General features: G+C 68.0%; 26 protein-coding genes and 1 riboswitch. Of the genes, 16 read left to right on the top strand and 10 right to left on the bottom strand.

Annotation, left to right across the window (positions count from 1 at the left end; genetic code table 11):
• Window positions 1–51 precede the first annotated feature (51 nt).
• The 10 genes from ETP66_RS02630 (at window position 52) to metX (ending at window position 11,984) form a co-directional block, all read left to right on the top strand.
• Window positions 52–1,476, top strand: a complete 1,425-nt coding sequence (locus tag ETP66_RS02630; protein ID WP_130840340.1) for a CoA-acylating methylmalonate-semialdehyde dehydrogenase — start codon at window positions 52–54, stop codon at window positions 1,474–1,476.
• Window positions 1,470–2,576, top strand: coding sequence for a zinc-binding dehydrogenase (locus tag ETP66_RS02625; RefSeq protein ID WP_330848608.1), 1,107 nt, complete (start codon window positions 1,470–1,472; stop codon window positions 2,574–2,576). The genes ETP66_RS02630 and ETP66_RS02625 overlap by 7 nt, the downstream gene beginning before the upstream one ends.
• A complete protein-coding gene (dctP, locus tag ETP66_RS02620; RefSeq protein WP_130840336.1) occupies window positions 2,573–3,721 on the top strand; it encodes a TRAP transporter substrate-binding protein DctP in 1,149 nt (382 codons plus the stop codon). Before ETP66_RS02625 ends, dctP begins: the two co-directional genes overlap by 4 nt.
• 128 nt (window positions 3,722–3,849) lie before the next feature.
• Window positions 3,850–4,290, top strand: a complete 441-nt coding sequence (locus ETP66_RS02615; protein WP_161569060.1) for a TRAP transporter small permease subunit — start codon at window positions 3,850–3,852, stop codon at window positions 4,288–4,290.
• Window positions 4,287–5,714 (top strand): TRAP transporter large permease, encoded by a 1,428-nt coding sequence (locus ETP66_RS02610; RefSeq protein ID WP_130840333.1) that lies wholly within the window; start codon window positions 4,287–4,289, stop codon window positions 5,712–5,714. Before ETP66_RS02615 ends, ETP66_RS02610 begins: the two co-directional genes overlap by 4 nt.
• A 22-nt stretch (window positions 5,715–5,736) precedes the next feature.
• Window positions 5,737–6,861 (top strand): zinc-dependent alcohol dehydrogenase family protein, encoded by a 1,125-nt coding sequence (locus ETP66_RS02605; RefSeq protein ID WP_130840331.1) that lies wholly within the window; start codon window positions 5,737–5,739, stop codon window positions 6,859–6,861.
• 43 nt (window positions 6,862–6,904) lie between these two features.
• Entirely contained in the window at window positions 6,905–8,512 is a 1,608-nt protein-coding gene (locus tag ETP66_RS02600; protein ID WP_130840329.1) for an AMP-binding protein, read from the top strand.
• The gene (locus tag ETP66_RS02595; RefSeq protein WP_130840327.1) at window positions 8,493–9,248 is read left to right on the top strand and encodes a 3-hydroxybutyrate dehydrogenase; all 756 of its coding nucleotides are present in this window, start codon (window positions 8,493–8,495) and stop codon (window positions 9,246–9,248) included. Before ETP66_RS02600 ends, ETP66_RS02595 begins: the two co-directional genes overlap by 20 nt.
• 75 nt (window positions 9,249–9,323) lie before the next feature.
• Window positions 9,324–9,460, top strand: a riboswitch (SAM riboswitch).
• A gap of 119 nt (window positions 9,461–9,579) precedes the next feature.
• Entirely contained in the window at window positions 9,580–10,845 is a 1,266-nt protein-coding gene (locus ETP66_RS02590) for an O-acetylhomoserine aminocarboxypropyltransferase/cysteine synthase family protein (protein WP_130840325.1), read from the top strand.
• Window positions 10,842–11,984 carry a homoserine O-acetyltransferase MetX gene (gene metX / locus ETP66_RS02585; RefSeq protein WP_130840323.1) on the top strand — a complete coding sequence of 381 codons (1,143 nt, stop codon included), beginning with the start codon at window positions 10,842–10,844 and terminating at the stop codon, window positions 11,982–11,984. The genes ETP66_RS02590 and metX overlap by 4 nt, the downstream gene beginning before the upstream one ends.
• Window positions 11,985–11,993: 9 nt before the next feature.
• Here metX and mnmE read toward each other — a convergent pair whose 3' ends face one another.
• From mnmE to ETP66_RS02545, 8 genes are all read right to left on the bottom strand, one after another.
• On the bottom strand, window positions 11,994–13,298 hold the full coding sequence (gene mnmE / locus ETP66_RS02580) for a tRNA uridine-5-carboxymethylaminomethyl(34) synthesis GTPase MnmE (protein ID WP_130840321.1): 1,305 nt from the start codon (window positions 13,296–13,298) through the stop codon (window positions 11,994–11,996).
• Window positions 13,295–13,501 carry a hypothetical protein gene (locus ETP66_RS02575; protein WP_130840319.1) on the bottom strand — a complete coding sequence of 69 codons (207 nt, stop codon included), beginning with the start codon at window positions 13,499–13,501 and terminating at the stop codon, window positions 13,295–13,297. Before ETP66_RS02575 ends, mnmE begins: the two co-directional genes overlap by 4 nt.
• The gene (locus ETP66_RS02570; RefSeq protein WP_161569059.1) at window positions 13,491–13,673 is read right to left on the bottom strand and encodes a type II toxin-antitoxin system HicA family toxin; all 183 of its coding nucleotides are present in this window, start codon (window positions 13,671–13,673) and stop codon (window positions 13,491–13,493) included. The genes ETP66_RS02575 and ETP66_RS02570 overlap by 11 nt, the downstream gene beginning before the upstream one ends.
• A 54-nt stretch (window positions 13,674–13,727) precedes the next feature.
• A complete protein-coding gene (hemL, locus tag ETP66_RS02565; RefSeq protein WP_130840315.1) occupies window positions 13,728–15,002 on the bottom strand; it encodes a glutamate-1-semialdehyde 2,1-aminomutase in 1,275 nt (424 codons plus the stop codon).
• A gap of 53 nt (window positions 15,003–15,055) precedes the next feature.
• A complete protein-coding gene (locus tag ETP66_RS02560) occupies window positions 15,056–15,649 on the bottom strand; it encodes a CBS domain-containing protein (protein ID WP_236630076.1) in 594 nt (197 codons plus the stop codon).
• A gap of 261 nt (window positions 15,650–15,910) precedes the next feature.
• Window positions 15,911–16,906 (bottom strand): alpha-ketoacid dehydrogenase subunit beta, encoded by a 996-nt coding sequence (locus ETP66_RS02555; RefSeq protein ID WP_130840312.1) that lies wholly within the window; start codon window positions 16,904–16,906, stop codon window positions 15,911–15,913.
• Complete coding sequence (gene pdhA / locus ETP66_RS02550; protein WP_130840310.1) at window positions 16,900–17,940, bottom strand: pyruvate dehydrogenase (acetyl-transferring) E1 component subunit alpha; 1,041 nt, start codon at window positions 17,938–17,940, stop codon at window positions 16,900–16,902. The genes ETP66_RS02555 and pdhA overlap by 7 nt, the downstream gene beginning before the upstream one ends.
• Window positions 17,909–19,054, bottom strand: a complete 1,146-nt coding sequence (locus tag ETP66_RS02545; protein ID WP_130840308.1) for a pyridoxal phosphate-dependent aminotransferase — start codon at window positions 19,052–19,054, stop codon at window positions 17,909–17,911. Before ETP66_RS02545 ends, pdhA begins: the two co-directional genes overlap by 32 nt.
• Window positions 19,055–19,149: 95 nt before the next feature.
• On the opposite strand from ETP66_RS02545, the gene ETP66_RS02540 reads away from it, so the two are divergent.
• From ETP66_RS02540 to ETP66_RS02515, 6 genes are read left to right on the top strand one after another with little or no spacing between them, the layout of a single operon-like run.
• Window positions 19,150–19,479 carry a cyclic-di-AMP receptor gene (locus ETP66_RS02540; RefSeq protein WP_130840306.1) on the top strand — a complete coding sequence of 110 codons (330 nt, stop codon included), beginning with the start codon at window positions 19,150–19,152 and terminating at the stop codon, window positions 19,477–19,479.
• A 34-nt stretch (window positions 19,480–19,513) separates the two neighbouring features.
• Window positions 19,514–20,287, top strand: a complete 774-nt coding sequence (locus ETP66_RS02535) for a tRNA (adenine-N1)-methyltransferase (protein WP_130840304.1) — start codon at window positions 19,514–19,516, stop codon at window positions 20,285–20,287.
• The gene (locus tag ETP66_RS02530) at window positions 20,272–21,822 is read left to right on the top strand and encodes an Rqc2 family fibronectin-binding protein (RefSeq protein WP_130840302.1); all 1,551 of its coding nucleotides are present in this window, start codon (window positions 20,272–20,274) and stop codon (window positions 21,820–21,822) included. The genes ETP66_RS02535 and ETP66_RS02530 overlap by 16 nt, the downstream gene beginning before the upstream one ends.
• A 23-nt stretch (window positions 21,823–21,845) precedes the next feature.
• Window positions 21,846–22,196: an aspartate 1-decarboxylase gene (gene panD / locus ETP66_RS02525; protein WP_130840485.1), complete on the top strand. Its 351-nt coding sequence runs from the start codon at window positions 21,846–21,848 to the stop codon at window positions 22,194–22,196.
• Window positions 22,193–23,041 carry a menaquinone biosynthesis prenyltransferase MqnP gene (gene mqnP, locus ETP66_RS02520; RefSeq protein WP_130840300.1) on the top strand — a complete coding sequence of 283 codons (849 nt, stop codon included), beginning with the start codon at window positions 22,193–22,195 and terminating at the stop codon, window positions 23,039–23,041. Before panD ends, mqnP begins: the two co-directional genes overlap by 4 nt.
• A gap of 25 nt (window positions 23,042–23,066) precedes the next feature.
• The gene (locus tag ETP66_RS02515) at window positions 23,067–23,657 is read left to right on the top strand and encodes a TIGR01440 family protein (protein ID WP_130840299.1); all 591 of its coding nucleotides are present in this window, start codon (window positions 23,067–23,069) and stop codon (window positions 23,655–23,657) included.
• Here the strand turns inward: ETP66_RS02515 and ETP66_RS02510 are convergent.
• Together ETP66_RS02510 and ETP66_RS02505 are read right to left on the bottom strand one after the other, a co-directional pair.
• Window positions 23,620–24,678, bottom strand: a complete 1,059-nt coding sequence (locus ETP66_RS02510) for a pyridoxal-phosphate-dependent aminotransferase family protein (RefSeq protein WP_130840297.1) — start codon at window positions 24,676–24,678, stop codon at window positions 23,620–23,622. The two genes, ETP66_RS02515 and ETP66_RS02510, sit on opposite strands and share 38 nt — an antisense overlap.
• Before the next feature lie 10 nt (window positions 24,679–24,688).
• A complete protein-coding gene (locus tag ETP66_RS02505) occupies window positions 24,689–25,477 on the bottom strand; it encodes an NADH-quinone oxidoreductase subunit B family protein (protein WP_051913560.1) in 789 nt (262 codons plus the stop codon).
• Between the last annotated feature and the right edge of the window lie 4 nt (window positions 25,478–25,481).

The following is a 25,481-nucleotide window of genomic DNA, read 5'->3' as shown; positions in this document are numbered from 1 at the left end:
CACCTCTACACTTAGACGCAGAGCCAAAGGAGCTAACGCCCAGGAGGGAGGATGGTCAAGAATTTGATCGGTGCTGAGTGGCAGGAGGTTTCCCGTCCTACCCTGCCCGTCTACAACCCGGCCACGGGGGAAGTGATCGAGGAAGTGCCCCTCTCGGGGAAGGAGGAGGTGGACCAGGCGGTGGCCGCGGCCAAGAAAGCCTTTGAGGTCTGGAGCCGCACCCCCCTCATGGAACGGGTCCGCCTCATGTTCCGCTTCAAGGAGCTCCTGGAAAAGCACTTCGAGGACCTGGCCCGCCTGGTCACCCTGCACCACGGCAAGACCCTGGAGGAGGCCAGGGGTGAGGTCCGCCGGGGCATCGAGGTGGTGGACTTCGCCTGCGGCGCCCCCACCCTCCTCCAAGGGCGCACCCTCAGGGAGGTCACGGGCGGGGTGGACCAGAACCTCTTCCACTACCCCCTGGGGGTCGTGGCCGGCATACCCCCCTTCAACTTCCCCGTCATGATCCCCCTCTGGATGTTCCCCATCGCGGTGGTGGCGGGGAACACCTTCGTCCTCAAGCCCTCGGAGAGAACCCCCTTGGGAGCGGTGCGCCTGGCGGAGCTCTTCCTGGAGGCGGGCTTCCCCGAGGGGGTCCTCAACCTGGTCCACGGGAGCCAGGAGGCGGCAGAAGCCCTGGTGAGCCACCCCGAGGTGCAGGCGGTGCAGTTCGTGGGCTCCGAGCCCGTGGCCCGCAGGGTCTACCGGCTGGCCGCAGAGCACGGCAAGAGGGTCTCGGCCGCCGGCGGGGCCAAAAACCACCTGGTGGTCATGCCCGACGCCGACCTGGACCAGGCCGTCCCCGCCATCCTCAACTCCGCCTTCGGCAACGCCGGGGAAAGGTGCCTGGCGGGCAGCGTGGCCGTGGGGGTGGGGAGCATCGGCCCTGAGCTCTTGGAGCGGGTCGTGGAGAGCGCCCGCAGGCTCAGGGTGGGCCCAGGGTGGGAGGAGGGGGTGCAGGTGGGGCCCCTCATCCGGGAGGAGCACCGGAGGCGGGTGGTGGGGTACATCCAGCGGGGTCTGGAGGAGGGAGCCCACCTGGCCCTGGACGGAAGGGGTGCGGAAGGACCGGGCTTCTTCCTGGGGCCCACCGTCTTGGACCGGGTTTCCCCCCGGATGGCCGTGGGCCGGGAGGAGATCTTTGGTCCCGTGCTCTCCGTCTCCTACGCCCAGGACCTGGAGGAGGCCATCGCCCAGGCCAACACCGTGCCCTACGGCAACATGGCCTCCATCTTCACCCAAAGCGGCCGAGCGGCCCGGGAGTTCCGGGAGAGGGTGCAGGCGGGCATGGTGGGGATCAACGTGGGCTTGGCCCAGCCCTTCGCCTTCTACCCCTTCTCTGGTTGGCGCAACTCCTTCTTCGGCGACCTCCACCCTCATGGCCCCGACGCCTTCCTCTTCTACACCCAAAGGAAGGTGGTGGTGGAGCGATGGTGATGCGGGCAGCGGTCCTGGAACGGGTGGGAGAACCCTTAAGGATAGAAGAGGTGCCCATCCCAGAACCCAAGGCTGGAGAGGTCCTCGTGCGGGTGGCGGCCTGCGGGGTTTGTCACACCGACCTCCACGTGATCAAGGGGGAGGTGGCCTTCCCCACCCCTTGTGTGTTGGGGCACGAAATTTCGGGCACCGTGGCCGCCTTGGGCCCAGGGGTTGAAGCTCTGAGGGTAGGCGAAAAGGTGGTGGCCAGCTTTATCATGCCCTGCGGTCAGTGCTATTACTGCCTCAGAGGGGAAGAAGATCTCTGCGAGCGCTTCTTCAGCTACAACCGCCTAAGGGGTGTGCTGTACGACGGCAGCACCCGGCTTTACCGTAAGGATGGGAGCCCTCTATGGATGTACTCCATGGGCGGCTTGGCGGAGTATGCGGTGGTCCCGGCCACAGATATCTTTCCCCTACCCGAGGGGATGGCCCTTGAGGAAGCGGCCATCCTGGGATGCGCCCTCTTCACTGCTTACGGCGCGGTAAAGACCGCCGGCCTCGAGGGCGGGGAGTCGGTGGCCGTGGTGGCCACCGGCGGTGTGGGTCTAGGAATCGTCCAAATTGCCCGTGCTTTCGGCGCCTACCCCGTGGTGGCTGTGGACGTTCGTCCGGAGAAGCTAGAAAAAGCCAAGACGCTGGGCGCAACCCATGCTTTCTTCCCCCAGGAGGCTACCCAAGCGGTGCGAGACCTCACAGGGGGGCGCGGGGTGGACGTGGCCTTCGAGGCACTAGGGAAGCCGGATACTTTTCACTTCGCCCTGAACCTACTCCGGGACGGAGGAAGGATGGTACCTGTGGGCATCGCCCCTCAAGGAGTCGAAGCCAGAGTGGAAATCACCCGTCTTGTCCGTAGGAAACTCAAGATCCTTGGCTCCTATGGGGCCAGGCCCCGTAGGGACATGCCCGCCCTCCTCAAGCTGGCTCAAGCCGGGATTATTGGGGCGGGTGCAGAAGTGACCGACCGCTTTCCCTTGGAAGAAGCCGACCTGGCCTACCAGCGGCTCAATGAGGGTGCCATCGTAGGCCGGGCGGTGGTAGTGTTGGGAGGTGGCAAATGAAAAAGGTGAAGAACGGTGGGCTCACAGCAAGCGAGGCCAAAGTAGACCGCAGAACCGCGCTCAAAGCCGGGGTCGTTGCCCTTGGGGCAGCTGCTACCTTGGGCAGCCCAGCCGTAGCCCAGAGGCGGCCAGAGGTCCGTTGGACCATGGCCACCTCTTGGCCTGCCGCCATTCACCTACACCACATGGCCGAGTACTGGGCCAAGAAGGTAGAGGAAATGAGCGGGGGGAGAATGGTGGTGGATGTGCGCCCCAGTGGGGCCATTGTGGGTGCCTTCGAAGTCTTGGATGCCACCCACTCCGGGGTGATTCAGGCCGCCCACTCTTGGAGTGGTTACTGGACAGGCAGAAACCCTGCAGCGGCCTTTTTTGCTTCTGTGCCCGTGCTCTTCACCCCCCTTTCCCACTTGGCCTGGATTTACGAGGGCGGCGGCTTGCAGTTCTGGCAAAGAATGTACGATGACCTCCGCCTTAACGTCAGGGTCTTCCCCGCGGGGATAACTCATGCGGAAACCTTGGCCTGGTCTCACAGGCCGCTGCGTCGCTTAGAGGATTTTCGAGGACTAAGATACCGTGCACCGGGGTACTGGGGCGAGATCCTGCGGGGACTTGGGGTAGCCGTGGTGACCCTACCCGCTGCCGAACTGTACACCGCCATGGAAAGGAGGGTCATAGATGCCACCGAATTTAACACTCCCTACACCGACCGCTTGCTCCGGTTCCACGAAGTGGCGCGGTACTTCAATGTCCCAGGCATGCACCAACCTACCTGCTCTTTTGAGTTGCTCATCAACAGGACCGCTTGGGACCGCTTACCGGCTGACTTAAAAATCATCGTAGAAGAAGCGGCTAAAGCCACGACCCTGTGGGCGTTGACTCATGATCTACACCAAAGCATGGAGGCCATCGATTTCTTCCGCAGGCGGGGAAATCAACAGGTGACCCTCGACCCTCAGGCGCAATGGGAGATATACCGGGCCTCCATGGAGTTTCTTAGAAGGCAGGCGGAGGCCAATGCTTTCTTCAGAGAAGTTTTCGACTCGGCTTTCCGGTACCACCAACGGGTTGCCGCATACGACGAACTTATGACACCTATACCCGTCCGCCAAGCCCACAGAGTCCCTCAGCAGTTTAGAGTCATCTAGAAAACAAGCCTGGCTGCCCCGTACTCGGGGCAGCCAGGCCATACACCTGGGGAGCAAGCAGCATGGCTAACGCGCTTTCAGCAGTAGACAAACTCAATAAATTCCTGAGCCAAGCCTCCGCTGCCCTTGTGCTTCTCCTTGTGCTCACCCTTACCTACGAGGTGATTGCGCGCTATCTTCTCCAAAGCCCTACCATCTGGGCCTACGATACCAGCTACATGCTCACCAGCCTCTTCGTCATCCTTACCGTGGCCCATCTCCTGCAGCGGGGAGAGCATGTCCGGGTGGACGTCCTGAGCCACTACCTGCCCCCCAGGCTTGCCGCTGGACTGGAAGCCCTCCTCTACCTCCTCCTTTTCTTCCCCTTTCTGTACATCCTCCTCTCGGTGATGCCCGAGCATGTGGCCCAATCTTGGCGAATAGGTGAGCGTCATACAGCAGGTGTTTGGTTGCCCCCCATCTACCCCTTCAAAACCTGGATCATGGTGGGGATGTTCCTCCTGGGCCTGCAAGCCCTGGTTCAGTTCCTGCGGGCCCTGGGGGTGGTCCTCAAGGGGGACCAGGCATGAGTCCGGCCCAGGTCCGAGCAGCGGCCTTGCCCCTTTGGCTTACCGCTCTGCTCCTTCTCGCCACCGTAGCCGGCCCCCTCCTAGCCTGGCTCCGGGGACCAGACCTCGCCTCTGAAGCCCTGGTGGGGCTTATCCTCCTCTCGGTCATCGGGGCCATCGTCCTGGGATTTCCCATCGCCTTTGCCCTGGCCGGGGTGGCCACCCTCTACGGCCTGGCTTTGGTGGGCCCCCTCATCGGCAACATCTTCATGCTCCGCCTCTTCCAGGTCCTGCAGGACTACATCCTCATCGCCATCCCCCTCTTCGTCTTCATGGGGGTGATGATCGAGCGGGCCGGGCTGGCCGCCCAGATTTACCGCACCGCCTTGGAGTGGGTGGGAGGCATACGGGGTGGGCTAGCCATCGCCACCGTCCTAGCAGCCACCCTTTTCGCCGCCGCCACCGGGGTGGTGGGGGCCTCGGTGGTGGCCATCGGCCTCCTGGCCCTGCCCCAAATGCTCAAGTACCGCTACAGCAAGCCCTTAGCCACCGGGGTGGTCTGCGCCGGCGGTGCCTTGGGCATCCTCATCCCCCCCAGCATCATGCTGGTGGTCTACGGCCCCACCGCGGGGGTTTCCATCGGGGCCCTCTTCCTGGCGGCCATCCCCGCAGGCCTTCTTCTCTCCTTTCTTTACGTCCTCTACATCGCCCTCCTGGCCCGTCTGCGCCCCGAGGAAGGGCCCGCCTACGGGGGCGAGCCCGTTCCCTGGAGGATCAAGCTTAAAGACGCCGCAGTCTCCGTCCTACCCGTGGGCCTCCTGATCCTCGCCGTCCTGGGTTCCATCTTCTTCGGTCTGGCCGCCCCCACCGAGGCCGCCGCCCTAGGGGCCTTCGGCTCCATCCTCCTGGCTCTGGCCTACCGCAAGCTCACCCTAAAAGGGCTCTATGAGGCGGCCTACTCGACCGCTCGGATCAGCGCTATGGTCTACATGGTCCTCATCGGAGCCGGCTTCCTCAGCGCTGTCTTCGTCCGGGTAGGGGGTGGGGACGCGGTGGCCGGCCTGGTGGCGGGCCTGGAGCTACCGGTCTGGATGGTGGTCTTCGTTATGCTCCTCATCGTCTTCCTAATGGGCATGTTCATCGACTGGATCGGCATCATCATGATCACCGTCCCCCTCTTCCTCCCCATCGCCCAAACGCTCGGCCTGGACCCCCTCTGGTTCTCCATGCTCCTCATCGTCACCATGCAGACCTCCTTCCTCACCCCGCCCTTCGCCTACACCATCTTCTACCTCAAGGGCATCGCCCCCCCGGAGGTGACCACCTGGGACATTTACCGGGGCGTGGTGCCCTTTATCCTTTTGCAGCTCATCGGCGTGCTTCTCATCGCTTTCTTCCCAGAGATCGTCCTGGCCCTGCCCAGAACCTTCGGACTGGGAAGCTAACCTGCAATAGGGGGTTAGGCTCGTGAAGACCCAATCTGCGGTCCTGTTTGAGATGAGCAAGCCGAGGCCTTACACGGAGTCCAAGCCCCTCCAGGTCCTAGAGGTGGACCTAGAGGAGCCAGGACCGGGGGAGGTCCTGGTGGAGGTGAAGGCGGCAGGGCTCTGCCACTCTGACCTCTCGGCCATCGACGGCACCCGCCCCTGGCCCCTCCCCCTGGTCCTGGGCCACGAGGCAGCAGGGGTGGTACGGGCCTTGGGTCCAGGGGTACGGGGCTTGGCGGAGGGGGACCATGTGGTCTTTTCCTTCGTGCCCATGTGCGGCGCCTGCCGCTTTTGCGCCCAGGGAAGGCCCTACCTCTGCGAACGAGGGATCCAGGCCAACCGGGAAGGGAAACTCCTCACCGGCTCCCGGCGGTTCTCCCTAGAGGGCAAGCCCCTTCACCATCACCTAGGGGTGGCGGGCTTTAGCCGCTACACCGTGGCCGCCCAGGAGTCCCTGGTGCCCATCCCCAGGGAGATCCCCCTGGAGATCGCCGCCCTCTTCGGTTGTGCCATCGCCACCGGGGTGGGGGCCGTGGTGAACACCGCCCGGGTAGGGGAGGGGACCAGCGTGGCCATCTTCGGCCTGGGAGGGGTGGGCCTGGCGGCGGTGATGGGGGCGGTCCTGGCCGGGGCCTACCCCATCGTGGCCGTGGACCTCCTGCCCCACAAGCTGGAGCTGGCCCGCTCCCTAGGGGCGACCCACGTCCTGGACGCCCGGGAGGGGGACGCAGCGGAGGCGGTGCGGGAGCTCACGGAGGGCGGGGTGGACTACGCTTTTGAGACCGCTGGCTCGGTGGAGGCCATGCTCCTGGCCTACCGGGCCACGCGGCGGGGCGGGGTGACGGTGACCGTAGGTCTGCCTCATCCCGAGCGGGCCCTGAGCCTGCAAGCGGTGAGCCTGACCGCGGAGGAGAGGACCCTGAAGGGGAGCTACATGGGCTCCTCCAACCCCCGGCGGGACCTGCCCCGGTTTTTGGCCCTTTACCGGGCAGGGAGGTTGCCGGTGGACCGGCTCCTCTCCCGCACCCTGAGGCTTGAAGAGATCAACGAGGGCTTTGAGCGTCTGGCCCAGGGAGAGGTGGTACGCCAGGTGGTGGTGCCTTAGCCCTAATAGTTGGTACGCCCCTTCCTAAAGTCGACAAACGCCTATGCGAGGACCCAAGCTCAAAAAACAGCCCCGAGATGAGCTCCTGCGAACCTTCCGCTGGCCCAGACCACGAGGCTTCAACCTGGCTAAGGACACGGTAGACCACTGGGCCAGGACCGAGCCAGGGCGCGTCGCCTTGCTGGAGCCTAAGGGGCGAAAGGCCACTTACGCCCAGCTTAGCGTCCAATCCATGAAGTGGGCCACGGTTTTGCGCGCCTATGGCATCTCACCCGGGGATCGCGTGGGCATCCTCTTCCCCCAAAGCCTGGAAGCTGCCTTGGCCCACCTGGCCGTCTACCGGCTGGGGGCCATCGCCCTTCCTCTTTCCACCCTCTTTGGTAGCGATGCCGTGCGCTACCGCCTGGAACACGGGGAGGCCAAGGTGCTCCTGGCCGACATCGAAGCCCTGGAACCCCTGAAGGAGGCCATCCCCGATGGGGTAAAGATCCTCCCCCGGGAGGCTATTTGGCTTCTTGCGGAGAGGGCCACCCCAGACCCCAAACCCCACCCCACCAGGCCCGAGGACCCCGCCCTCCTGATCTATACCTCGGGCACCACCGGAAAGCCCAAGGGGGCGCTTTTGCCTCACTCCACCCTTATCGGGCATCTTCCCGGTTTTTACCTCTACTCCAATTTCCCCCGCCACCCCGCGGTCTACTGGTCCCCTGCCGACTGGGCCTGGATGGGAGGCCTCATGGACGTCCTCTTCCCCGCCCTATACTACGGTTTCACCGTGGTAGCCCACCGCTCCCGGCGCTTCGACCCCGAGGAGGCCCTCTGGCTCATGGAGCGCTTCGGCGTCACCCACACCTTCCTCTTCCCGACCGCTCTTAAGATGCTCCGCGGGCTTGGGAAGCTGAGGAGAAGAAGACCCAAGCTAAAGAGCGTGCACTCCGGAGGGGAACCCCTGGGGGAGGAACTCCAGGCCTGGGCCCAGGAAAACCTGGGGCTCCCGGTGAACGAGTTCTACGGGCAGACCGAGGCCAACCTACTGGTAGGCAACTCCTACCTTATCTACCCCATCCGCCCCGGGTCCATGGGCCTCCCCTACCCAGGCCACGAGGTGGAGGTCCTTCGGGAAGATGGAAGTTTGGCAGAGACCGGGGAGCTGGGGGAGGTGGCGGTGAAGACCCCCGACCCTGTGGCCTTCCTGGGCTACTGGAAAAACCCCGAGGCCACGCAAGCCAAGTTTTTGGGACCTTACCTCCTCACCGGGGACCTGGCAGTGCGGGATGAAGAGGGATACCTTTGGTTCAAAGGGCGTAAGGACGACCTCATCAAGTCGGCGGGTTACCGCATCAGTCCCTTCGAGGTGGAGGAGGTGCTCATGGCCCACCCTGCGGTGGCCATGGTGGGGGTGGTGGGACTGCCCGACCCGGAGAGGGGCGAGAAGGTCGCCGCTTTCATCAAGCTCCGGCCGGGCTACTCCCCGAGCCCGGCACTGGAGGAAGAGCTAAAGGCTCTGGTTCGCAGCCAGCTGGGCCACCACGCCTACCCCCGGGAGGTTCGCTTCCTGGAGGAGCTGCCCCTGACTCCCACGGGAAAGATCCAGCGCTTCCGGCTGCGAGCCCTGGCCCTGGAGGAGGGTTATGGAGAGGTTCCCAGGTAAGACCGTTCTGGTCACCGGTGCGGGAAGCGGCATCGGCCTGGCCATCGCCCGCGCCTTCGCCCGGGAAGGGGCCAGGGTGTTGGTCCACGATGTGAAGGACGCCTCTACCCTAGCCGAGGAGGTAGGCGGGGAGTTCCTGCAGGCGGACCTCGCCGACCCCCTGGCGGTAGAGGACTTGGGGAAGCAAGCAGCCCAGCACGGGGTGGACATCCTCGTGAACAACGCCGGCTTCCAGCACATCGACCCGGTGGAGGACTTTCCCCTGGAAACCTGGCAGCGGATGCTCCAGGCGATGCTCACCGCCCCCTTCCAGCTCATCCGGGCCCTTCTCCCCGGGATGAAGGAAAGGGGTTGGGGGCGGATCCTCAACATCGCCAGCGTCCACGGCCTGGTGGCAAGCCCCTTCAAGAGCGCCTACATCGCCGCCAAGCACGGCCTCATCGGGCTCACCCGGACGGTGGCCCTGGAAGCGGGCCCTTTCGGCGTCACCGCAAACGCCATCGCCCCCGCTTATGTACGCACCCCCCTCGTGGAGAACCAGATCGCCGACCAGGCCCGCACCCTGGGCATACCGGAAAGCGAGGTGGTGGAGAAGGTCTTCCTGGCTCAGGCGGCGGTGAAGCGGCTCATCGAGCCCGAGGAGGTGGCCGCCCTGGCCCTCTTCCTGGCCTCGGAAAAGGCCTCGGCCATCACCGGGGCGGTCTTCCCCATCGACCTGGGCTGGACCGCCCGCTAAGGGGGTTGACGGGGGGCGGCCCAGGGCCTACACTCACCCTTAACCGCGCCGGGGCGCGGCGAAAACCAGCCCGTTCTCTTATCCAGAGCGGTGGAGGGTACGGCCCGATGAAGCCGCGGCAACCTCCCATCCCTTCCGTTCCATGGCCGGATGCGGGTGGGGCTGGTGCCAAGGCCGGCCCGGGTGGGGGAAACGCCCGGGGACGATAAGAGAGGGGGGTAAGCGCCACGCCCAACCCCTTCCAGGCGAGAGAACGGTGCCTCTTGCTGGAAGGGGCCTTTTTTGGCCCCTTCTCCAAAGCGCCCCGGGCCGGGAGAAAGGAGGCCAGAGGATGCGCTTTGAGACCCTGCAGCTCCACGCGGGCTACGAGCCCGAGCCCACCACCCTAAGCCGCCAGGTGCCCATCTACCCCACCACCAGCTACGTCTTCCAAAGCCCGGAGCACGCCGCGGACCTTTTCGCCCTGAAGGCCTTCGGAAACATCTACTCCCGCATCCAAAACCCCACGGTGGAGGTGCTGGAGAGGCGGCTTGCGGCCCTCGAGGGGGGCAAGGCCGCCCTGGCCGCGGCCAGCGGCCACGCTGCCCAGTTCCTGGCCCTCACCACCCTGGCCCAGGCGGGGGACAACCTGGTCTCCACCCCGAACCTCTACGGGGGCACCTTCAACCAGTTCAAGGTGACCCTGAAGCGGCTTGGCATCGAGGTGCGCTTCACCTCCAAAGAAGAGCGCCCCGAGGAGTTCTTAGCCCTCACGGACGAAAGGACCCGGGCCTGGTGGGTGGAGTCCATCGGCAACCCCGCCCTGAACCTCCCGGACCTGGAGGCCCTGGCCCAAGCTGCTCGGGAGGTGGGGGTGGCCCTTTTCGTGGACAACACCTTCGGCATGGGGGGGTACCTCCTGAGGCCCCTGGAGTGGGGGGCGGCCCTGGTCACCCACTCCCTCACCAAGTGGGTGGGGGGGCACGGGGCGGTGATCGCCGGCGGCATTGTGGACGGGGGGAGCTTCCCATGGGATAACGGCCGCTACCCCCTCCTCACCGAACCCCAGCCCGGGTACCACGGCCTCAGGCTGGTGGAGGCCTTTGGGAACCTGGCCTTCATCGTGAAGGCCCGGGTGGATGGGCTTCGGGACCAGGGGCAGGCCTTGGGGCCCTTTGAGGCCTGGGTGGTGCTTCTTGGGATGGAAACCCTTTCCCTACGGGCCGAGCGCCACGTGGAAAACACCCTCCACCTGGCCCACTGGCTCCAGGAGCAACCCCAGGTGGCCTGGGTGAACTACCCGGGCCTCCCCCACCATCCCCACCGCGCCCGGGCGGAGAAGTACTTCCGGGGGAAACCGGGGGCTGTCCTCACCTTTGGCCTGAAGGGAGGGTACGAGGCCGCCAAACGCTTCATCTCCCGCCTCAGGCTCATCTCCCACCTGGCCAACGTGGGGGACACCCGAACCCTGGCCATCCACCCCGCCTCCACCACCCACGCCCAGCTCTCCCCGGAGGAGCAGGCCCTGGCCGGGGTGAGCCCGGAGATGGTCCGCCTCAGCGTGGGCCTGGAGCACGTGGAGGACCTGAAGGCGGAGCTGGAGGAGGCCCTCCGATGAGCGAGATCGCCCTGGAAACCTGGGGGGAGCACGAGGCCCTCCTCCTCAAGCCCCCCCGCTCCCCCCTTTCCATCCCCCCGCCCAGGCCCCGCACCGCCGTGCTCTTCCCCCGGCGGGAGGGGTTTTACACCGAGCTTGGGGGCTACCTGCCCGAGGTACGCCTGCGCTTCGAGACCTACGGCCGGCTCTCCCGCCTCCGCGACAACGCCGTCCTGGTCTTCCACGCCCTCACGGGAAGCGCCCACCTGGCGGGCACCTACGAGGAGGCCACCTTCCAAAGCCTCTCCCCCCTGGAAAGGGCTTTCGGGAAAGAGGGCTGGTGGGACGCCCTGGTGGGGCCTGGGCGGATCCTGGACCCCACCCTCTACTACGTGATCTCCGCCAACCACCTGGGAAGCTGCTACGGCTCCACCGGGCCCCTCTCCCAAGACGCCCGCGCGGGGAGGCCCTACGGCCGGGACTTCCCGCCCCTCACCCTCCGGGACCTGGCCCGGGCCCAGGCCAGGCTCCTGGACCACCTGGGGGTGGAGAAGGCCATCGTGATCGGGGGAAGCCTGGGGGGGATGGTGGCCCTGGAGTTCGCCCTCATGTACCCGGAAAGGGTGAAGAAGCTGGTGGTGCTGGCCGCCCCCGCCCGCCATGGTCCCTGGGCCCGGGCCTTCAACCACCTAAGCCGCCAGGCCATCCTGCAAGACCCCGAGTACCAGAGCGGAAACCCAGCCCCCAAAGGGATGGCCCTGGCCCGGGGCATCGCCATGATGAGCTACCGCGCCCCCGCAGGGTTTGAGGAGCGCTGGGGGGAGGCGCCGGAGCAGGGCGAAACCTACCTGGACTACCAAGGGGAAAAGTTCTTGAAGCGCTTCCACGCGGAGAGCTACCTGGTCCTCTCCCGGGCCATGGACACCCACGACGTGGGCCGGGGAAGGGGTGGGGTGGCGGAAGCCCTAAAGCGGCTACGGGGCCTTCCCTCCCTCTTCGTGGGCATCGACACCGACCTCCTCTACCCCGCCGAGGAGGTGCGGCAGGCGGCGAGGCTCGCCGGGGGGCGGTACCGGGAGATCCGTAGCCCCCACGGCCACGACGCTTTCCTGATCGAAACCGACCAGGTGGAGGCCATCCTGGATTCCTTTCTGCCTTGAAGGGTCCGGTTACTTCCCCACGCAGAAATTCTGGAAAACCCGGGCCACCACCTCCTCGGAAACCTGCCGCCTCCCCCTCAAGGAGGCCAGGGCCTGGAGGGCCTCCTCCAGGGCCAACCCCATGAGGTCCTCGGGAAGGTCTTGGGCCTCCAAGAGCCTCTCCCTGGCCCGGTGGAGGGCCTCGATCTGCCGCTCGCTCAGGAGGTACTCCCCGCCCTCCCTCCCCAAAAGCGCCTCCCGGATGGCCTCCTTGAGGGCCGCCAGCCCCTCCCCCGTCAGGCTGGACACCGGGAGGAACCCCGGGTCCTCCCAGAGGGGGGGAAGGTCCGCCTTGGTGGCCACCTTCAAGGCCCTCGCGGGCAAGGGAGGCAGGGGAGGCCTGGGGGCCGCGCGGTCGGCCACGTAGAGCACGAGGTCGGCTTCCTCGGCGATCCTCAGGGCCCTTTCCACCCCGGCCCGCTCCAGGGGGTCCGAGGTTTCCCGAATCCCCGCGGTGTCCACCGCCAGGAGGGGGATGCCGAAGAGCTCCAAGGGGGCTTCCAGGTAGTCCCGGGTGGTGCCGGGGATGGGGGACACCAGGGCCCGCTCGTAGCCCAAGAGGGCGTTCAGAAGGGAGCTTTTCCCGGCGTTCGGGGCCCCGATGAGGGCCAGGCGGGCCCCCTTTTGCGCCAGGCGGGAGGACCTTGCCTGGGCGAGGAGGCCCTCGATCTCCCCCAGAACTTCCCGCAGCACGGCCTCCGCCCGGTGGGCCTCCACCCCCTCCTCGGGGTAGTCCAGGAGGGCCTGGATGTGGGCCAGCAGGGAAAGAAGCCTATCCTCCAAGGCGGCGATTTTCCGGGAAAAGCTCCCCTCGAGGCTCCTTAAGGCCTGGCGGCGGGCCAGGTCCCCTTCCGCCTCCACCAGGGCCAGGACCGCCTCCGCCTGGGCCAGGTCCAGCTTGCCGTTGAGGTAGGCCCTTAGGGTGAACTCCCCGGGGCGGGCCAGCCGGGCCCCGGCCTTCACCAGGGCCTCCAGGACCCTCCTCAGCACCGCGGGGGAGCCGTGGGTCTGGAACTCGCAGGCGTCCTCCCCGGTATAGGAGCGGGGGGCGCGGAAGACCAGGAGGAGGGCCTGGTCCAAGGCTTCCCCGGTTTCCGGGTCCACCACCTCCCCCAGGGTGAAGCGCCCGCCCGGAAGCCTCCTGGGGTCTTTGCCCCGCCACACCCGGCTGGCCACCTCCAAGGCCCCCTCCCCGGAAAGCCGCACCACCCCGATGGCCCCCTTGCCCGGGGGGGTGGCGATGGCACAGATGGGGTCCTTGAGGGAGAGGCTCACGCCACTTCTAGTTCCGCCTCCTGGCGCAATACCCGCAAGGGCCGCCCCAGATGCTCTTCCAAAAAGGACAAGGCGTCTTGGACCGCTTCCTCTGGCGTATGTCCGTAACCCTGGAGCTCAGGGTAGTCCAGGAGCCGGGCCACATGGGGCTCGTGGGTCCCTTCCAGCTCTGGGTGATACTCCACCTCGACTTTAAGCTTCATCTTCCAGCCTCGCAATGGCCCGCAGGAGGGCCTTGACCCCTTCGGGATGCACAGGCTTTCCCCGGGGATGGGGTTCGTGGACGCTCACCACCAGGCCTCCAGGATGGACCAACCTTCGGCGACTGCCCTTCCCCGTCTTCAGGATAAACCCGTAGGCTTCCGCTAGCCTCACGAACTCCTCCACACCGGTTTGCCCGCGCCCGGATCCGGGCCAAAAGCTCCTCTCTCACAAAACCCGCTCCAAGGCCTCGAGGGTCAGGGCCACCTCCGCCTCCCCGTGGGCGATGGAGAGGAAGGCCGCCTCGAAGTTGGAGGGGGGCCAGTACACCCCCCGGTCCAAGAGGCCGTGGAAAAAGCGCCGGAAAAGCTCCGTGTCCGTGCGCCTGGCCTCGGCGAAGGTGCGCACCGGCCCCTCGGTGAAGAAGACGGTGAGCATGGAGCCCACCCGGTTCACCGCGTGGGGGATGCCCTTGCGGGAAAGCACCTCCCTAAGCCCCGCCTCCAGCCCCGCCCCCACCTCCTCCAGCCGAGCGTAGTACCCGGGGTTTTTCTCCAGAATCCCCAGGGTGGCGAGGCCCGCGGCCATGGCCAAAGGGTTCCCCGAAAGCGTCCCCGCCTGGTACACGGGGCCTAAGGGGGCCACCTTTTCCATGATCTCCCGCCTCCCCCCGTAGGCCGCGGCGGGAAGCCCGCCCCCCAGGATCTTGCCCAGGGTGACCAGGTCGGGCCTGAGGCCAAACCGCTCCGTGGCCCCGCCGAAGCCCAGGCGGAAGCCCGTCATCACCTCGTCGGCAACGAGGAGGACGCCGTAGTCCCTGGCCTCGTGCAGGGCCTTCAGGAACTCCTCGGTGGGCACGAGGACCCCGGCGTTCCCCACCACCGGTTCGAAGATAATGGCGGCGATCTCCTCCCCCCGCGCCCGGAGGAGGGCGCGCAGGGCCTCGGGGTCGTTGTACTCCAGGACCAGGGTGAGCTTTGCGTACTCTTCCGGGACCCCGGCGCTACTGGGCACCCCCAGGGTGAGGGCCCCGCTTCCCGCCTCCACCAAAAGGCCATCCGCGTGCCCGTGGTAGTTGCCCCGGAACTTGACGAGGTACTTCCTCCCCGTATACCCCCGGGCCAGGCGCAGGGCGCTCATGGTGGCCTCGGTGCCGGAGTTCACGAAGCGCACCAGCTCCACCCCGGGGTAGGCCCGTTTCACCGCCTGGGCCAGCTCGGCCTCCAGGGGGTGGGGGGCCCCGAAGGTGAGGCCCCGCTTCGCCACCTCCTCCACCCGGGCCAACACCTCGGGGTGGGCGTGGCCCAGGATCAGGGGGCCCCAGCTCAGCACGTAGTCCAGGTAGCGGTTCCCGTCCGCGTCCCACACGTAGGCCCCCTCCCCCCGCACCAGGAAGGGGGGGGTGCCCCCCACGGCCTTGAAGGCCCGCACCGGGCTGCTGACCCCGCCCGGGATGTGCCGTTGCGCCTCGGCGAAGAGCCTTGCGGAAACAGGGCGCTCCATACCCCCACTTTACCCCCTGGCCGGAGGGGAAAAAGGGGCCCCAGCGGGCCTTTCTAGGGGCGGATGGGACGGAGGCCCAGGGCCTCGAGGCGGGCCAGCAGGGGCCTCACGTCCAGGGCGCCCACGTGGAGGAGGACCCGGAAGCCCAAGCCCCCGGCCTCGCGGAAAAGGTGCAGGCCCACCAGGGGGGTGCCGCTCTCCTCCACGGCCCGGAGCACCCTCCCGAGGCCCGGCCCATCCGGCACCAGGAGGTCCAGGCGGGTGGCGGGGGCCTTGGGGCGGAGGAGTTCCAAAAGGCCCCGCAGGAGGTCGTAGGCGGTCACCAGGCCCAGGAGGGCCTCCCCCTCCACCACGGGCAGGGCCCCCACCCGGGCCGCCTCCAGGCGGAAGGCGGCCTCCTCCAGGGGCTCCTCGGGACGGGCCTGGGGAAAAGGTTGCAGGAACCGGGCCACGGGGGCCTGGGGATCCGCCCGCAGGTGCCCCGGGGCCCAGGGGGCCAGGGGCAGGCGAAGCTGCCGCTCGCCCACAAGGCCCAGGTACCGCTCCCCCTCCACCACCGGCAGGTAGCGGACCCCTGTCTGGACCAGGAGGCGGTGGGCCTCCTCCAGGGGCGTGCGGGGCGGCACCACCACCAGGTGGGTTCGCATGAGATCCCTCAGGATCGACCCGCCAGGCAGCCCCCAGCTCATGGGTTCATGATGAGCAAGCTATGCGCTTATGTCAAGGTTTTACCTTACATCACGCCATTGCTATGCGGATATATAGCCCATGTGCGCCCGAGTTCCCGCTTTGCCGCAAGGGACCACCTTGCCCGCCCGCAAACCCCTACACCCCGGCTCCCCTTAGGGGAAACAAGGGGGCCTCGGAGGGCAGGTGCTCCCTTGGGTCCAACCCGTGGGTTACCCGGCTCAGTGGGTCAGCACCCGCCTTAGGGCGGCGAGGACCCTCCTGGCACTCGGGCGGTAGTGGTGCTCGATGGCGCTGAAGGGCGGGTAGGGGGCGTCGTACCCCGCCACCCGCACCACAGGGGCCTGGAGGTGGTCGATGGCGCCTTCGGCGATGCGGGCGGCGACCTCCGCCCCAAAGCCCCCGGTGCGCATGGCCTCGTAGACCACCACCGCCCGGCCGGTTTCCCGAACAGCTTCCAAGAGGGTGTCCTCGTCCAGGGGCACCAGGGTCTCCAGGTCCACCACCAGGACCTCCACCCCCTCCCGGGCCGCCACCTCCGCCGCCTCCAGCATCACCTCCACCATGCCCCCGTAGCCGATAAGGGTGGCGTGCCTCCCCTCCCGCACCACCCGGGCCCGGCCCAGGGGGAGGGTGTAATGCCCTTCCGGCACCTCCGCCCGGGAGCCCCGGTAGAGCTTGATGGCCTCCAGGAAGAAGACGGGGTCCGGATCCTCGACGGCAGCCAGGAGGAGGCCCTTGGCCCTTTCGGGGCTTGCGGGGATCACCACCTTCACCCCCGGGGTGTGGCAGAGGAGGGCCTCGGGGGAGTCCGCGTGCTGCTCCGGGGTGTGCACCCCTCCCCCATAGGGGGCCCGCACCACCACGGGGAGGCCCACCCGACCCCGGGAGCGGTGGCGCCAGCGGCCCAGGTGGGAGAGGATCTGGTCCAGGGCGGGGTAGAGGAAACCGGCGAACTGGATCTCCGCCACCGGGCGCATCCCCCCCATGGCCAGGCCGATGGCGAGGCCCAGGATACCGCTTTCCGCCAGGGGGGTGTCGAAGACCCTGGCCTCCCCGTATTTGGCCTGGAGCCCTTCCGTGGCCCGGAAGACCCCGCCGAGCCGGCCCACGTCCTCGCCGAAGACCAGGACCCGGGGATCCCGGGCCAGGGCCAGGTCCAGGGCCTCGTGGATGGCCTGGACCATGTTGAGCACGCGGGCCTTTTCCGCTACCATGCCTCCTCCAGGTGCAGGCCCCGCCCCAGGGCCTCCCAGGCCCGCCTTTGGTCGGGGCCCATCTCCGCGTAGACGTGTTCCACGATCTCCTCAGGGCGGGGCTCGGGGGCGGCGTCCGCCAGGGCCAGCTCCTGGGTGAACTCCGCTTCCAGCTCGGCGAGGAGCTCCCCCTCCTTCCCCTCGTCCCAAAGCCCCCGCGCCTCCAGGGCCCGGCGCAAGCGCAGGATGGGGTCCTGGGCCCGCCAGGCCTCCTCCTCCTCCCGGGTGCGGTAGCGGGAGGGGTCGTCGGAGGTGGTGTGGGGGGCCAGGCGGTAGGTGAGGGCCTCGAGGAGGGTAGGCCCCTCCCCCTTTCGTGCGCGTTCCACCGCCTTCCTGGCCTCCAGGTAGACGGCCGCGGCGTCGTTCCCGTCCACCACCACCCCCGGCATCCCGTACCCCTCGGCCCGCCGGGCGATGTAGTCCACCCGCATCTGCTTCTCCTTGGGCACGCTGATGGCGTAGCCGTTGTTCTGCACCAGGAAGACCACCGGGGCCCGGAACACCGCGGCGAAGTTCAGCCCCTCGTGGAAGTCCCCCTCGCTGGTCCCCCCGTCCCCGATGGCGACGGCCACCACCCAGCCCTCCCCCCGGTACCGCCCCGCCAGGGCCAGGCCCACCGCCTGGGGGATCTGGGTGGCGATGGGGATGTAGGGGTTCACCGCCCGCACCCCCTCGGGGAAGCGCCAGCCCGCGGGGTGGGCCCGCCAGTAGAGGAGGAGGGTGTGGATGGGAAGGCCGCGGGCCAGGAGCAGGGCCGACTCCCGGTAGGAGGGCACCACCCAGTCCCCCTCCCCCAGGGCCAAGGCCAGGCCCACCTGGGCCGCCTCCTGCCCCGTGAAGGGGGGGTAGACCCCGAGCCTTCCCTGGCGCTGCAGGGTCACGGCTTTCTCGTCAAAAAACCGGGCCCGGCGCATGGCCCGGTAGAGGGCGAGGGCCTCCCCTTCTCCTAAGGGGAAATCGCCCTTACTCAGGTAGGCCACCGGTTTGAGCTTCACGGGGGAAGTTTACCACGGCGGCCAGGCGCTCCAGGGCCAGGTAAAGCTCCTCCTCGCTCTTGCAGAAGGCGAAGCGGAAGAGGAAGGGAGGGGGGTCTTCCCGGTAGAAGGCGGAGGCAGGGATGAGGGCCACCCGGGCCGCCTCCAGGAGCGCGAAGGGGTCCCACCCGGGAAGCTCGGCCATGAGGAAATAGGTGCCCTCCGGCCCGTAGGCCTTAAGGCCCATGGACCTGAGCCCGGAAAGGAGGAGGTCCCGCCTCCTCCGGTAGTCCTCCCGCAGGGCCTCGTAAAACCCCTCCTTCCGGGCCACCCTTAAGGCCTCCGCCACCCCCGCCTGTAGGGGGCTTGGGGAGGAAAAGCTCGTCCACTGGCGCATCCCCGCCAGGGTGGGCATGTACTCCTTAGGCCCCACGATCCAGCCCACCCGGTAGCCGGTGGCCTCCAGGCGCTTCCCCGCACTCCCCACGGTGAAGGTCCGCTCGGGGGCGAACTCCCTGAGGCGCCTGGGCCTTTCCCCATAGTAGAGTTCGTCGTAGACCTCGTCGGAAACCAGGAAAAGGTCATGCCTTTGGGCCAGATCCGCCACCCGCCTGAGCGCCTCCTCCCGGAACACAAGCCCCGTGGGGTTCATGGGGGCGTTGAGGAGGAGGACCCGGGTGCGCTCCCCTATGGCCCCCTCCAGGGCGGCGAGGTCCAGATGGAAGCCCCTTTCCCCAAGCTCAAGCCGCACCAGCCTGGCCTCGGCCCCCGCCAGGAAGGCATCGGGCAGGTACACGTCGAAGAAAGGCTCCAGGACCACCACCTCGTCCCCCGGCCCCACCAGGCTCTGGAGCAGGACGTAGAGGGCCTCCGTGGCCCCGGAGGTGACCACCACCCCTTCGGGGTCCACGGCGAACTCCTCCGCCAAGGCCTCCCTCAGGGGGGGAAGCCCGGCAGGGGGCGCGTACTGGTCGTGGCGGCCCAGGGCCTTGCGAACGGCTTCCAGGAGAAAGGGGGGTGGAGGACCGGAGGGAAACCCCTGGCCCAGGTTCACCGCCCCAAGCCGCAGGGCCAGCCCGCTCATCCTGGGGAAGATGCTCTCCCGGGCGGCCCGGGTGCGGGGGTGGAGGCGCATGGCCTAAGCCTAGCCAAGGGAGGCCAGGGCCTCAAGGCCCCCCGGGCCGCGGGAGGCCCCCTTGCTCCGGGGGCCGCGGTGTACAATGGGGGCCAATGAAGCTCATCGTGGCCATCGTGCAGGACACCGACGCCCCGGGGCTCACCAAGGCCCTTTTGGAGCGGGGCCTGCAGTCCACCAAGCTGGCCTCCACCGGGGGGTTCCTCAGGGAGGGGAACACCACCTTGCTCATCGGCCTGGAGGACGAGCGGGTGGAGGAGGTGCTGGACCTCATCCGGGAAAAGTGCCGCACCCGCACCCGCCTGGTGAGCCGAGGGCTTCCCCTCTCCGAGGCCCCCGACCCCTTCCTGGCCCAGCCGGTGGAGGTGCAGGTGGGGGGGGCGGTGGTCTTCGTCCTGCCGGTGGAGGGGTTCTTCAAGATGTAGGGGCCCCTGGACGGGCCCGCCCCCGGCGGCTAAAGTGGGCGGGGTGGAGGGCGAGCTTTTCCTCCTCAAGGACCAGAAGGGCCGCGCCTTCCTGGTGCGCCTCCGGGAGGGCGGGGTCTTCCACCACCACCGGGGGGCGGTGCCCCACGAGGCCATCCGGCAGGCGGGCCCGGGGGGGAGGGTCCAGACCCACCTGGGGGAGGCCCTCTCCGTCCACCGCCCCACCCTGGAGGAGTACGTGCTCCACATGCGTCGGAGCGCCACCCCCACCTACCCCAAGGACGCCAGCGCCATGGTCACCCTCCTGGACCTCTCCCCGGGGATGCGGGTCCTGGAGGCGGGCACGGGCTCGGGGGGGCTCACCCTCTTCCTGGCCCGGGCGGTGGGGAAGGAGGGCCGGGTGGAGAGCTACGAGCGGCGCCCCCAGCACCTGGCCCAGGCGCAGGGGAACGTCCGCGCCTTCTGGCAGGTGGAGAACGTCCGCTTCCACCCGCTGGCCCTGGAGGAGGCCGAGCTGGAACCGGAGGGCTTCCACGGGGTGGCCCTGGACCTGATGGAGCCCTGGAAGGTCCTGGCCAAGGCTGCGGAGGCCCTCATGCCCGACCGCTTCCTGGTGGCCTACCTGCCCAACATCACCCAGGTGCTGGAGCTGGTGCAAAGGGCCGAGGGCCTGCCCCTCAGGCTGGATAGGGTCCTGGAAGTCAGCTGGCGGGAGTGGGAGGTGAGGCTCCCCGTGGCCCACCCCCGCTTCCAGCAGGTGGGGCACACGGCCTTTTTGGTGGCCTTTAGGAAATGGAAGGACTCCTGATCCACGCCCTGTTGCGGGAGCTCGCCCCCGAGCTCCCCGCCCAAAACCTGGGCCTGGCCTTCCCCGACGAGGGGAGCCTGGCCCTCCTCCTCAAAGGCCGCTCGGGGCGCATCTTCAACCTGGTTCTCCGCTACCGCCCCCCAAGCCCGAGCCTGGTCCTGGAGGGGGGGACCCTCCTGGGGGAGGCCAAGACCCCCTTCCAGCGGATGCTCCAGGCCCGGATGAGGGGGCCCCTTCTGGCGGCGGAGCAGCTCAAGCTGGACCGGGTGGTCTTCCTGCGCTTCGCCGGGGAGAAGGGCTTCGTGGACACCCCCCCTTCCACCCTGGTCTTGGAGGCCACGGGCCGGAACGCCAACCTCCTCCTCCTGGACGAGGCGGGGCGCATCCTGGGGGTGGACCGGGTCATCACCCAAGAGGTGAACCGCTACCGGGAGCTCAGGCCCGGCCTCCCCTACACCCCTCCCCCCCCTTACGAGAAGCTGGACCCCCGCACCCTGAAGGCGGAAGACCTCAGGCTCCTCCTGGGCCGGCCCCTCAAGGAGGTGGTGCGCCACGTGGACGGGGTGGGCCTCGAGCTCATGCGGGAGCTGGCCCGCCGGGCGGGCCTCACCCCGGAAACCCCCCTGGACGAGGCCGCCCTGGAAAGGGTCTTCCAGGCCCTTAAGGGCCTGGTGGAAGACCCCGCCCTGCGCACCGCCTTGACGGAGGAGCTCCGGGCGAAGTGGGCGGAGGAGGAGAAGGAGGCCCTGAGAAAGCCCCTCCTCGAGGCCCTGGAAAGGGAGCGGAAGACCCTTTTGGCCCGGCTCGCCGACTACCAAAGGGCCCTGGACCGCCTGGAGGAGGCGGCAGCGCTCCGCCAAAAGGCCGACCTCCTCCTGGCCCGGCTTAAGGAGGTGCCCAAGGGGGCCGAAAAGGTGGTGCTGGAAGGGTTTGACGGGAAGCCGGTGGAGGTTGCCCTGGGCCCCACCGTCTCCCCCCAGGAGAACGCAAAGAAGCTCTACGAACGGGCCCGGCGCCTGGAGGCGCTGGCCGAAAGGGCCCTCGACCTCATCCCCAAGACGGAGGCCAAGGTGCAGGCCCTCGAGGGGGAGATGGCCCGCCTCCGCCAGGCGGACCTCGCCGAGCTTCTCGCCCTCACGCGAAAGCCCAGGGAAGGGAAAGGCTCCAAGGTGGGCCTGCGCTACACCTCCCCTTCAGGCTTCGCCGTGTGGGTGGGCAGGAACGCCAAGGAAAACGACCTCCTGACGCGGGCCGCCCACTCCGAGGACCTCTGGTTCCACGCCCAAGGGGTGCCGGGAAGCCACGTGATCCTGAAGGTGGAAGGCCAAAACCCACCCCTGGAGGACCTCCTCTTCGCCGCCAGGCTGGCCGCCTACCACTCCAAGGCCCGGGGGGAGGCCCAGGTGCCCGTGGACTACACCCGCAAAAAGCACGTGTGGCGCCCCAGGAAGGCCGCCCCCGGCCAGGCGCTCTACACCCACGCCAAAACCCTCTTCGTGGAGGGCACGCTTCCCAAGGCTGTGGCCGAGGAGTAAACTTGGCGGCTGTGAGGCGCGTCATGTTCCACGCCAAGATCCACCGGGCCACGGTGACCGGGGCCGACCTGCACTACGTGGGCTCGGTAACCGTGGACCAGGACCTGCTGGACGCGGCGGGTATCCTCCCCTACGAGCAGGTGGACATCTACGACATCTCCAACGGAGCCCGGCTCACCACCTACGCCCTGCCCGGGGAACGGGGCTCGGGAGTGGTGCAGATCAACGGGGCCGCCGCCCATCTGGTGCGCCCAGGGGACCTGGTGATCCTGGTGGCCTACGGGGTCTTTGAGGAGGAAGAGGCCAAAGGCCTCAAGCCCAAGGTGGTGCTGGTGGATGAGAAAAACCGCATCCTGGAGGTGCGCGAAGGGTGAGGCGCCTCCGGCTCTACCTGGAGCTTTTGCGCTTTGAGCACACCCTCTTCGCCCTCCCCTTCGCCTACGGGGGAATGCTCCTGGCGGCGGGGGGTTGGCCCGGGGGGCGCACCTTCCTCCTCATCACCCTGGCCATGGTGGGGGCCAGGACCATGGCTATGGCCCTGAACCGCCTCATCGACTGGCGGATCGACGCCCTGAACCCCCGCACGCAAAACCGCCACCTGCCCCAGGGGCTGGTGAAGCCTGGGGAAACCCTTTTCCTGGCCCTCTTAGGCCTTGCCCTTCTGGTCTACGCGGGCCTGGCCCTGAACCCCCTCACCGCCAGGCTCCTTCCCGTAGCGGTCTTTTTCCTCACCATCTACAGCTACACCAAGCGCTTCACCTGGCTCTGCCACTACGTCCTGGGCCTCACCATCGGGGCAGCGGCTGCGGGAGGATGGATTGCGGTTACGGGGAGCTTCCACCCCACCGCCTACGCCCTATGGGCCGGGGTGGGGCTTTGGATCGCGGGGTTTGACATCCTCTACGCCACCCAGGACTACGCCTTTGACCGGGCTTACGGGGTGAAGAGCATCCCCGCCCGCTTCGGCATCCCCAAAGCCCTCCAGGTGGCCCGGGCCACCCACCTCCTGGCCTGGCTGGCCTTTCTCTTGGCGGGCCTGGGCTACGGAGCGGGGGCGTGGTACTTCCTGGGCCTGGTTCTGGTGGGCCTCCTCTTGGTCCTGGAGCATCGGCTGATCTCTCCCGAGGACCTCTCCCGGGTGGACGTGGCCTTCTTCCAGGCCAACGTGGGGGTGAGCCTGGGGATGTTTCTCTTCATTGTGCTGGACCTGGTGTTTTGAACGAGCCTGGGTGTAGCCTGAGGCCATGGAAAACCTGAAGCGCCAGGCGGAAGCCGCCATCCGGGAGTTTCTGGAGCTCTTCCCCATGGAGCGGGGAAGCCTCTTCGTTCTGGGGGGCTCCACCAGCGAGGTTTTAGGGGAGAAGGTGGGGACGAGGCCGAGCCTCGAGGCCGCCGAGGCCATCCTGGAAGGCCTCCTTCCCCCCTTGTTGGAGCGGGGAATATGGGTGGCGGTCCAGGGGTGCGAGCACCTGAACCGGGCCCTGGTGGTGGAGCGGGAAGCCGCCCGGGCCTATGGCCTGGAGGAGGTCACGGTCTACCCCCACCCCAAGGCGGGGGGCAGCCTGGCCACCGCCGCCTTCTTACGCTTCCAAAACCCGGTGATGGTGGAGTCCCTGAAGGCCCAGGCCCAGGGGGGGATGGACGTGGGCGGGGTGCTGATCGGCATGCACCTCCGCCCGGTGGCCGTGCCCCTCCGGCTTTCCCTGCGGCGGATCGGGGAGGCGGTACTCCTCGCCGCTAAGACCCGACCCAAGCTGGTGGGCGGGGCCCGGGCGGTCTACACCCGGGAGGAGATGCTCAAGAAGGTGGAAGAATATCGGCAAAGGCCTCTTTGAAGAGGGCCGCCACCCCCAGGGCTTCGTAGCGGTCGTAGTGGCCCATGAGGGAAAGGCGGAAGATCTTCCCCTTGAGGGGCCCCTGCCCCCCGGCGATGACCGCGTGGCGGCGGGCGAAGGCCTCCTTTACCGCCCGGTAAGGCACCCCCTCCGGCAGGTGGAAGGCGGCCACCGCCGGGCTCCTCGCCTCGGGCACCGCCAAGAGGCCCAGCTCCTCCCCCACCTGGTAGAGGAGGTCGTTCTGCCAGGCCTTGAGGGCCAGGTGCGCCTCCAGCCGGGGTAGGACCTCCTCCAAGACCGCAGCCACCGCCCCCACCAGGTTGATGGCCGGGGTCCAGGCGCTCTCCCCTTCCCGCTGGGCCTTGAGTTCCCGGGTGAGGTCCAGGTAGTAGCCCCGGGGCCTAAGCCTTTCCAGGGCCCTTGGGCTCAGGGCCACAAAACCCAGCCCCGGGGGGCACATGAGGCCCTTTTGGCTACCGGAGGCCGCAGCGTCTACTCCCCAGGCCTCGAGGGCCACCTCCCGCACCAAAAGGCTCGTGACCATGTCCGCCCCCACCAGGCCTTCGGGGTTGGCCTCCCGGAAGGCCTGGGCCAGGGCGGGGAGGTCGGCCAGGGCCCCGGTGGAGGTCTCGGAGTGCACCAGGAGGAGGCCCGCATACCCCGGCCTGGCCACCCTCTCCGGGGTGGGCACCTTCCCGTAGGGAAGCTCCAGGCGGTCCACCTCCAGCCCCGCGCTCTCCGCGATCTCGGCGAAGCGCTCGGAGAACTTGCCGTAGACGGGCACCAGCACCCTTTCCCCAGGGGCAAAGAGGTTTAGGACCAAAGCCTCCATGGCCAGGGTGCCGCTTCCCGTGAGGATCAGGACCTCTCCTTGCGTGCGGAAGGCTTCCTGGAGGAGGGTGCGAGCCTTTAGGAAAAGCTCCCGGGCGGGCTCGGTGCGGTGGTGAAGCTGGGGGCGGGCCAGGGCCTGCAAAGCCTTAGGGTGAAGCCGTACGGGTCCAGGGGTGAGGAGCCAGTCCATGGGGAAAAGCTTAGCGCAAGACCCCGCCCACCAGGCGCTGGCGCACCCGGCCCGCCAGGAGGAGGAGGCCAAAGAGGATGGCCCCAGGGCGCGGGGGGTCGCCGGGCACGTAAACGTCCACGGGCACCACCCGGTCCACCCCGCCCACCACCTCGGGGCTACCCGCAAACACCCCGCCGGAGATGGCCTCGTTGCCCACGGCCACCACCCCCTTGGGCTCCGGCACGGCCTCGTAGGTACGCCGGAGGGCCTCAGCCATGTTGCGGCTCACCGGGCCCGTGACCAAGAGGGCGTCGGCGTGCCGGGGCGAGGCCACCACGGAAAAGCCGAACCGCCCCATGTCGTTGAAGGGGTTGCCCGCAAGGGCCACCTCCGAGTCCGCAAGGCCTGTGTCCCCAGCGCTCACCTCCCGGAAGGCCAGGGTAGGGAGGGCCAGCTCGGGGCGCGGCGGGGGCGGGGGACCGGGGTCCAGGAAGGTGCCGCGCTCCAGGTCCACCCGCTGAACCAGGTCCTCCTTACGGGTCACGGCCACCTCAAGGCGCTTCATCTCCCCTACCGCCTCGGGGCGGGCCAGGGCGCAGCGCCCGCAGCCCACACAACGGGCCAGGTCCAGACCGAAGGTCCGCCCCTCCCGGAAGAAGGCCCCGCTGGGACAGAGGCCAAGGAGCGCCTCCTGCGCTTCCTCCGTGAGGCCCTCGGGGCGCAGGAGGGGGTAGCCGAAGGCGTGGTCCGGTACCCTGAGGAGGTCCTCGAGGGGCCGGGCCAAACGACCGATGCGTAAGGTTTGCATTAGGCTCATATTC

The sequence above is a fragment of the Thermus thermamylovorans genome (assembly GCF_004307015.1).
In the GTDB taxonomy this organism is placed as follows: Bacteria; Deinococcota; Deinococci; order Deinococcales; family Thermaceae; genus Thermus; species Thermus thermamylovorans.
Note: the sequence above shows the minus strand (reverse complement) of the source record. Positions and strands in the feature narration are given on the sequence as shown.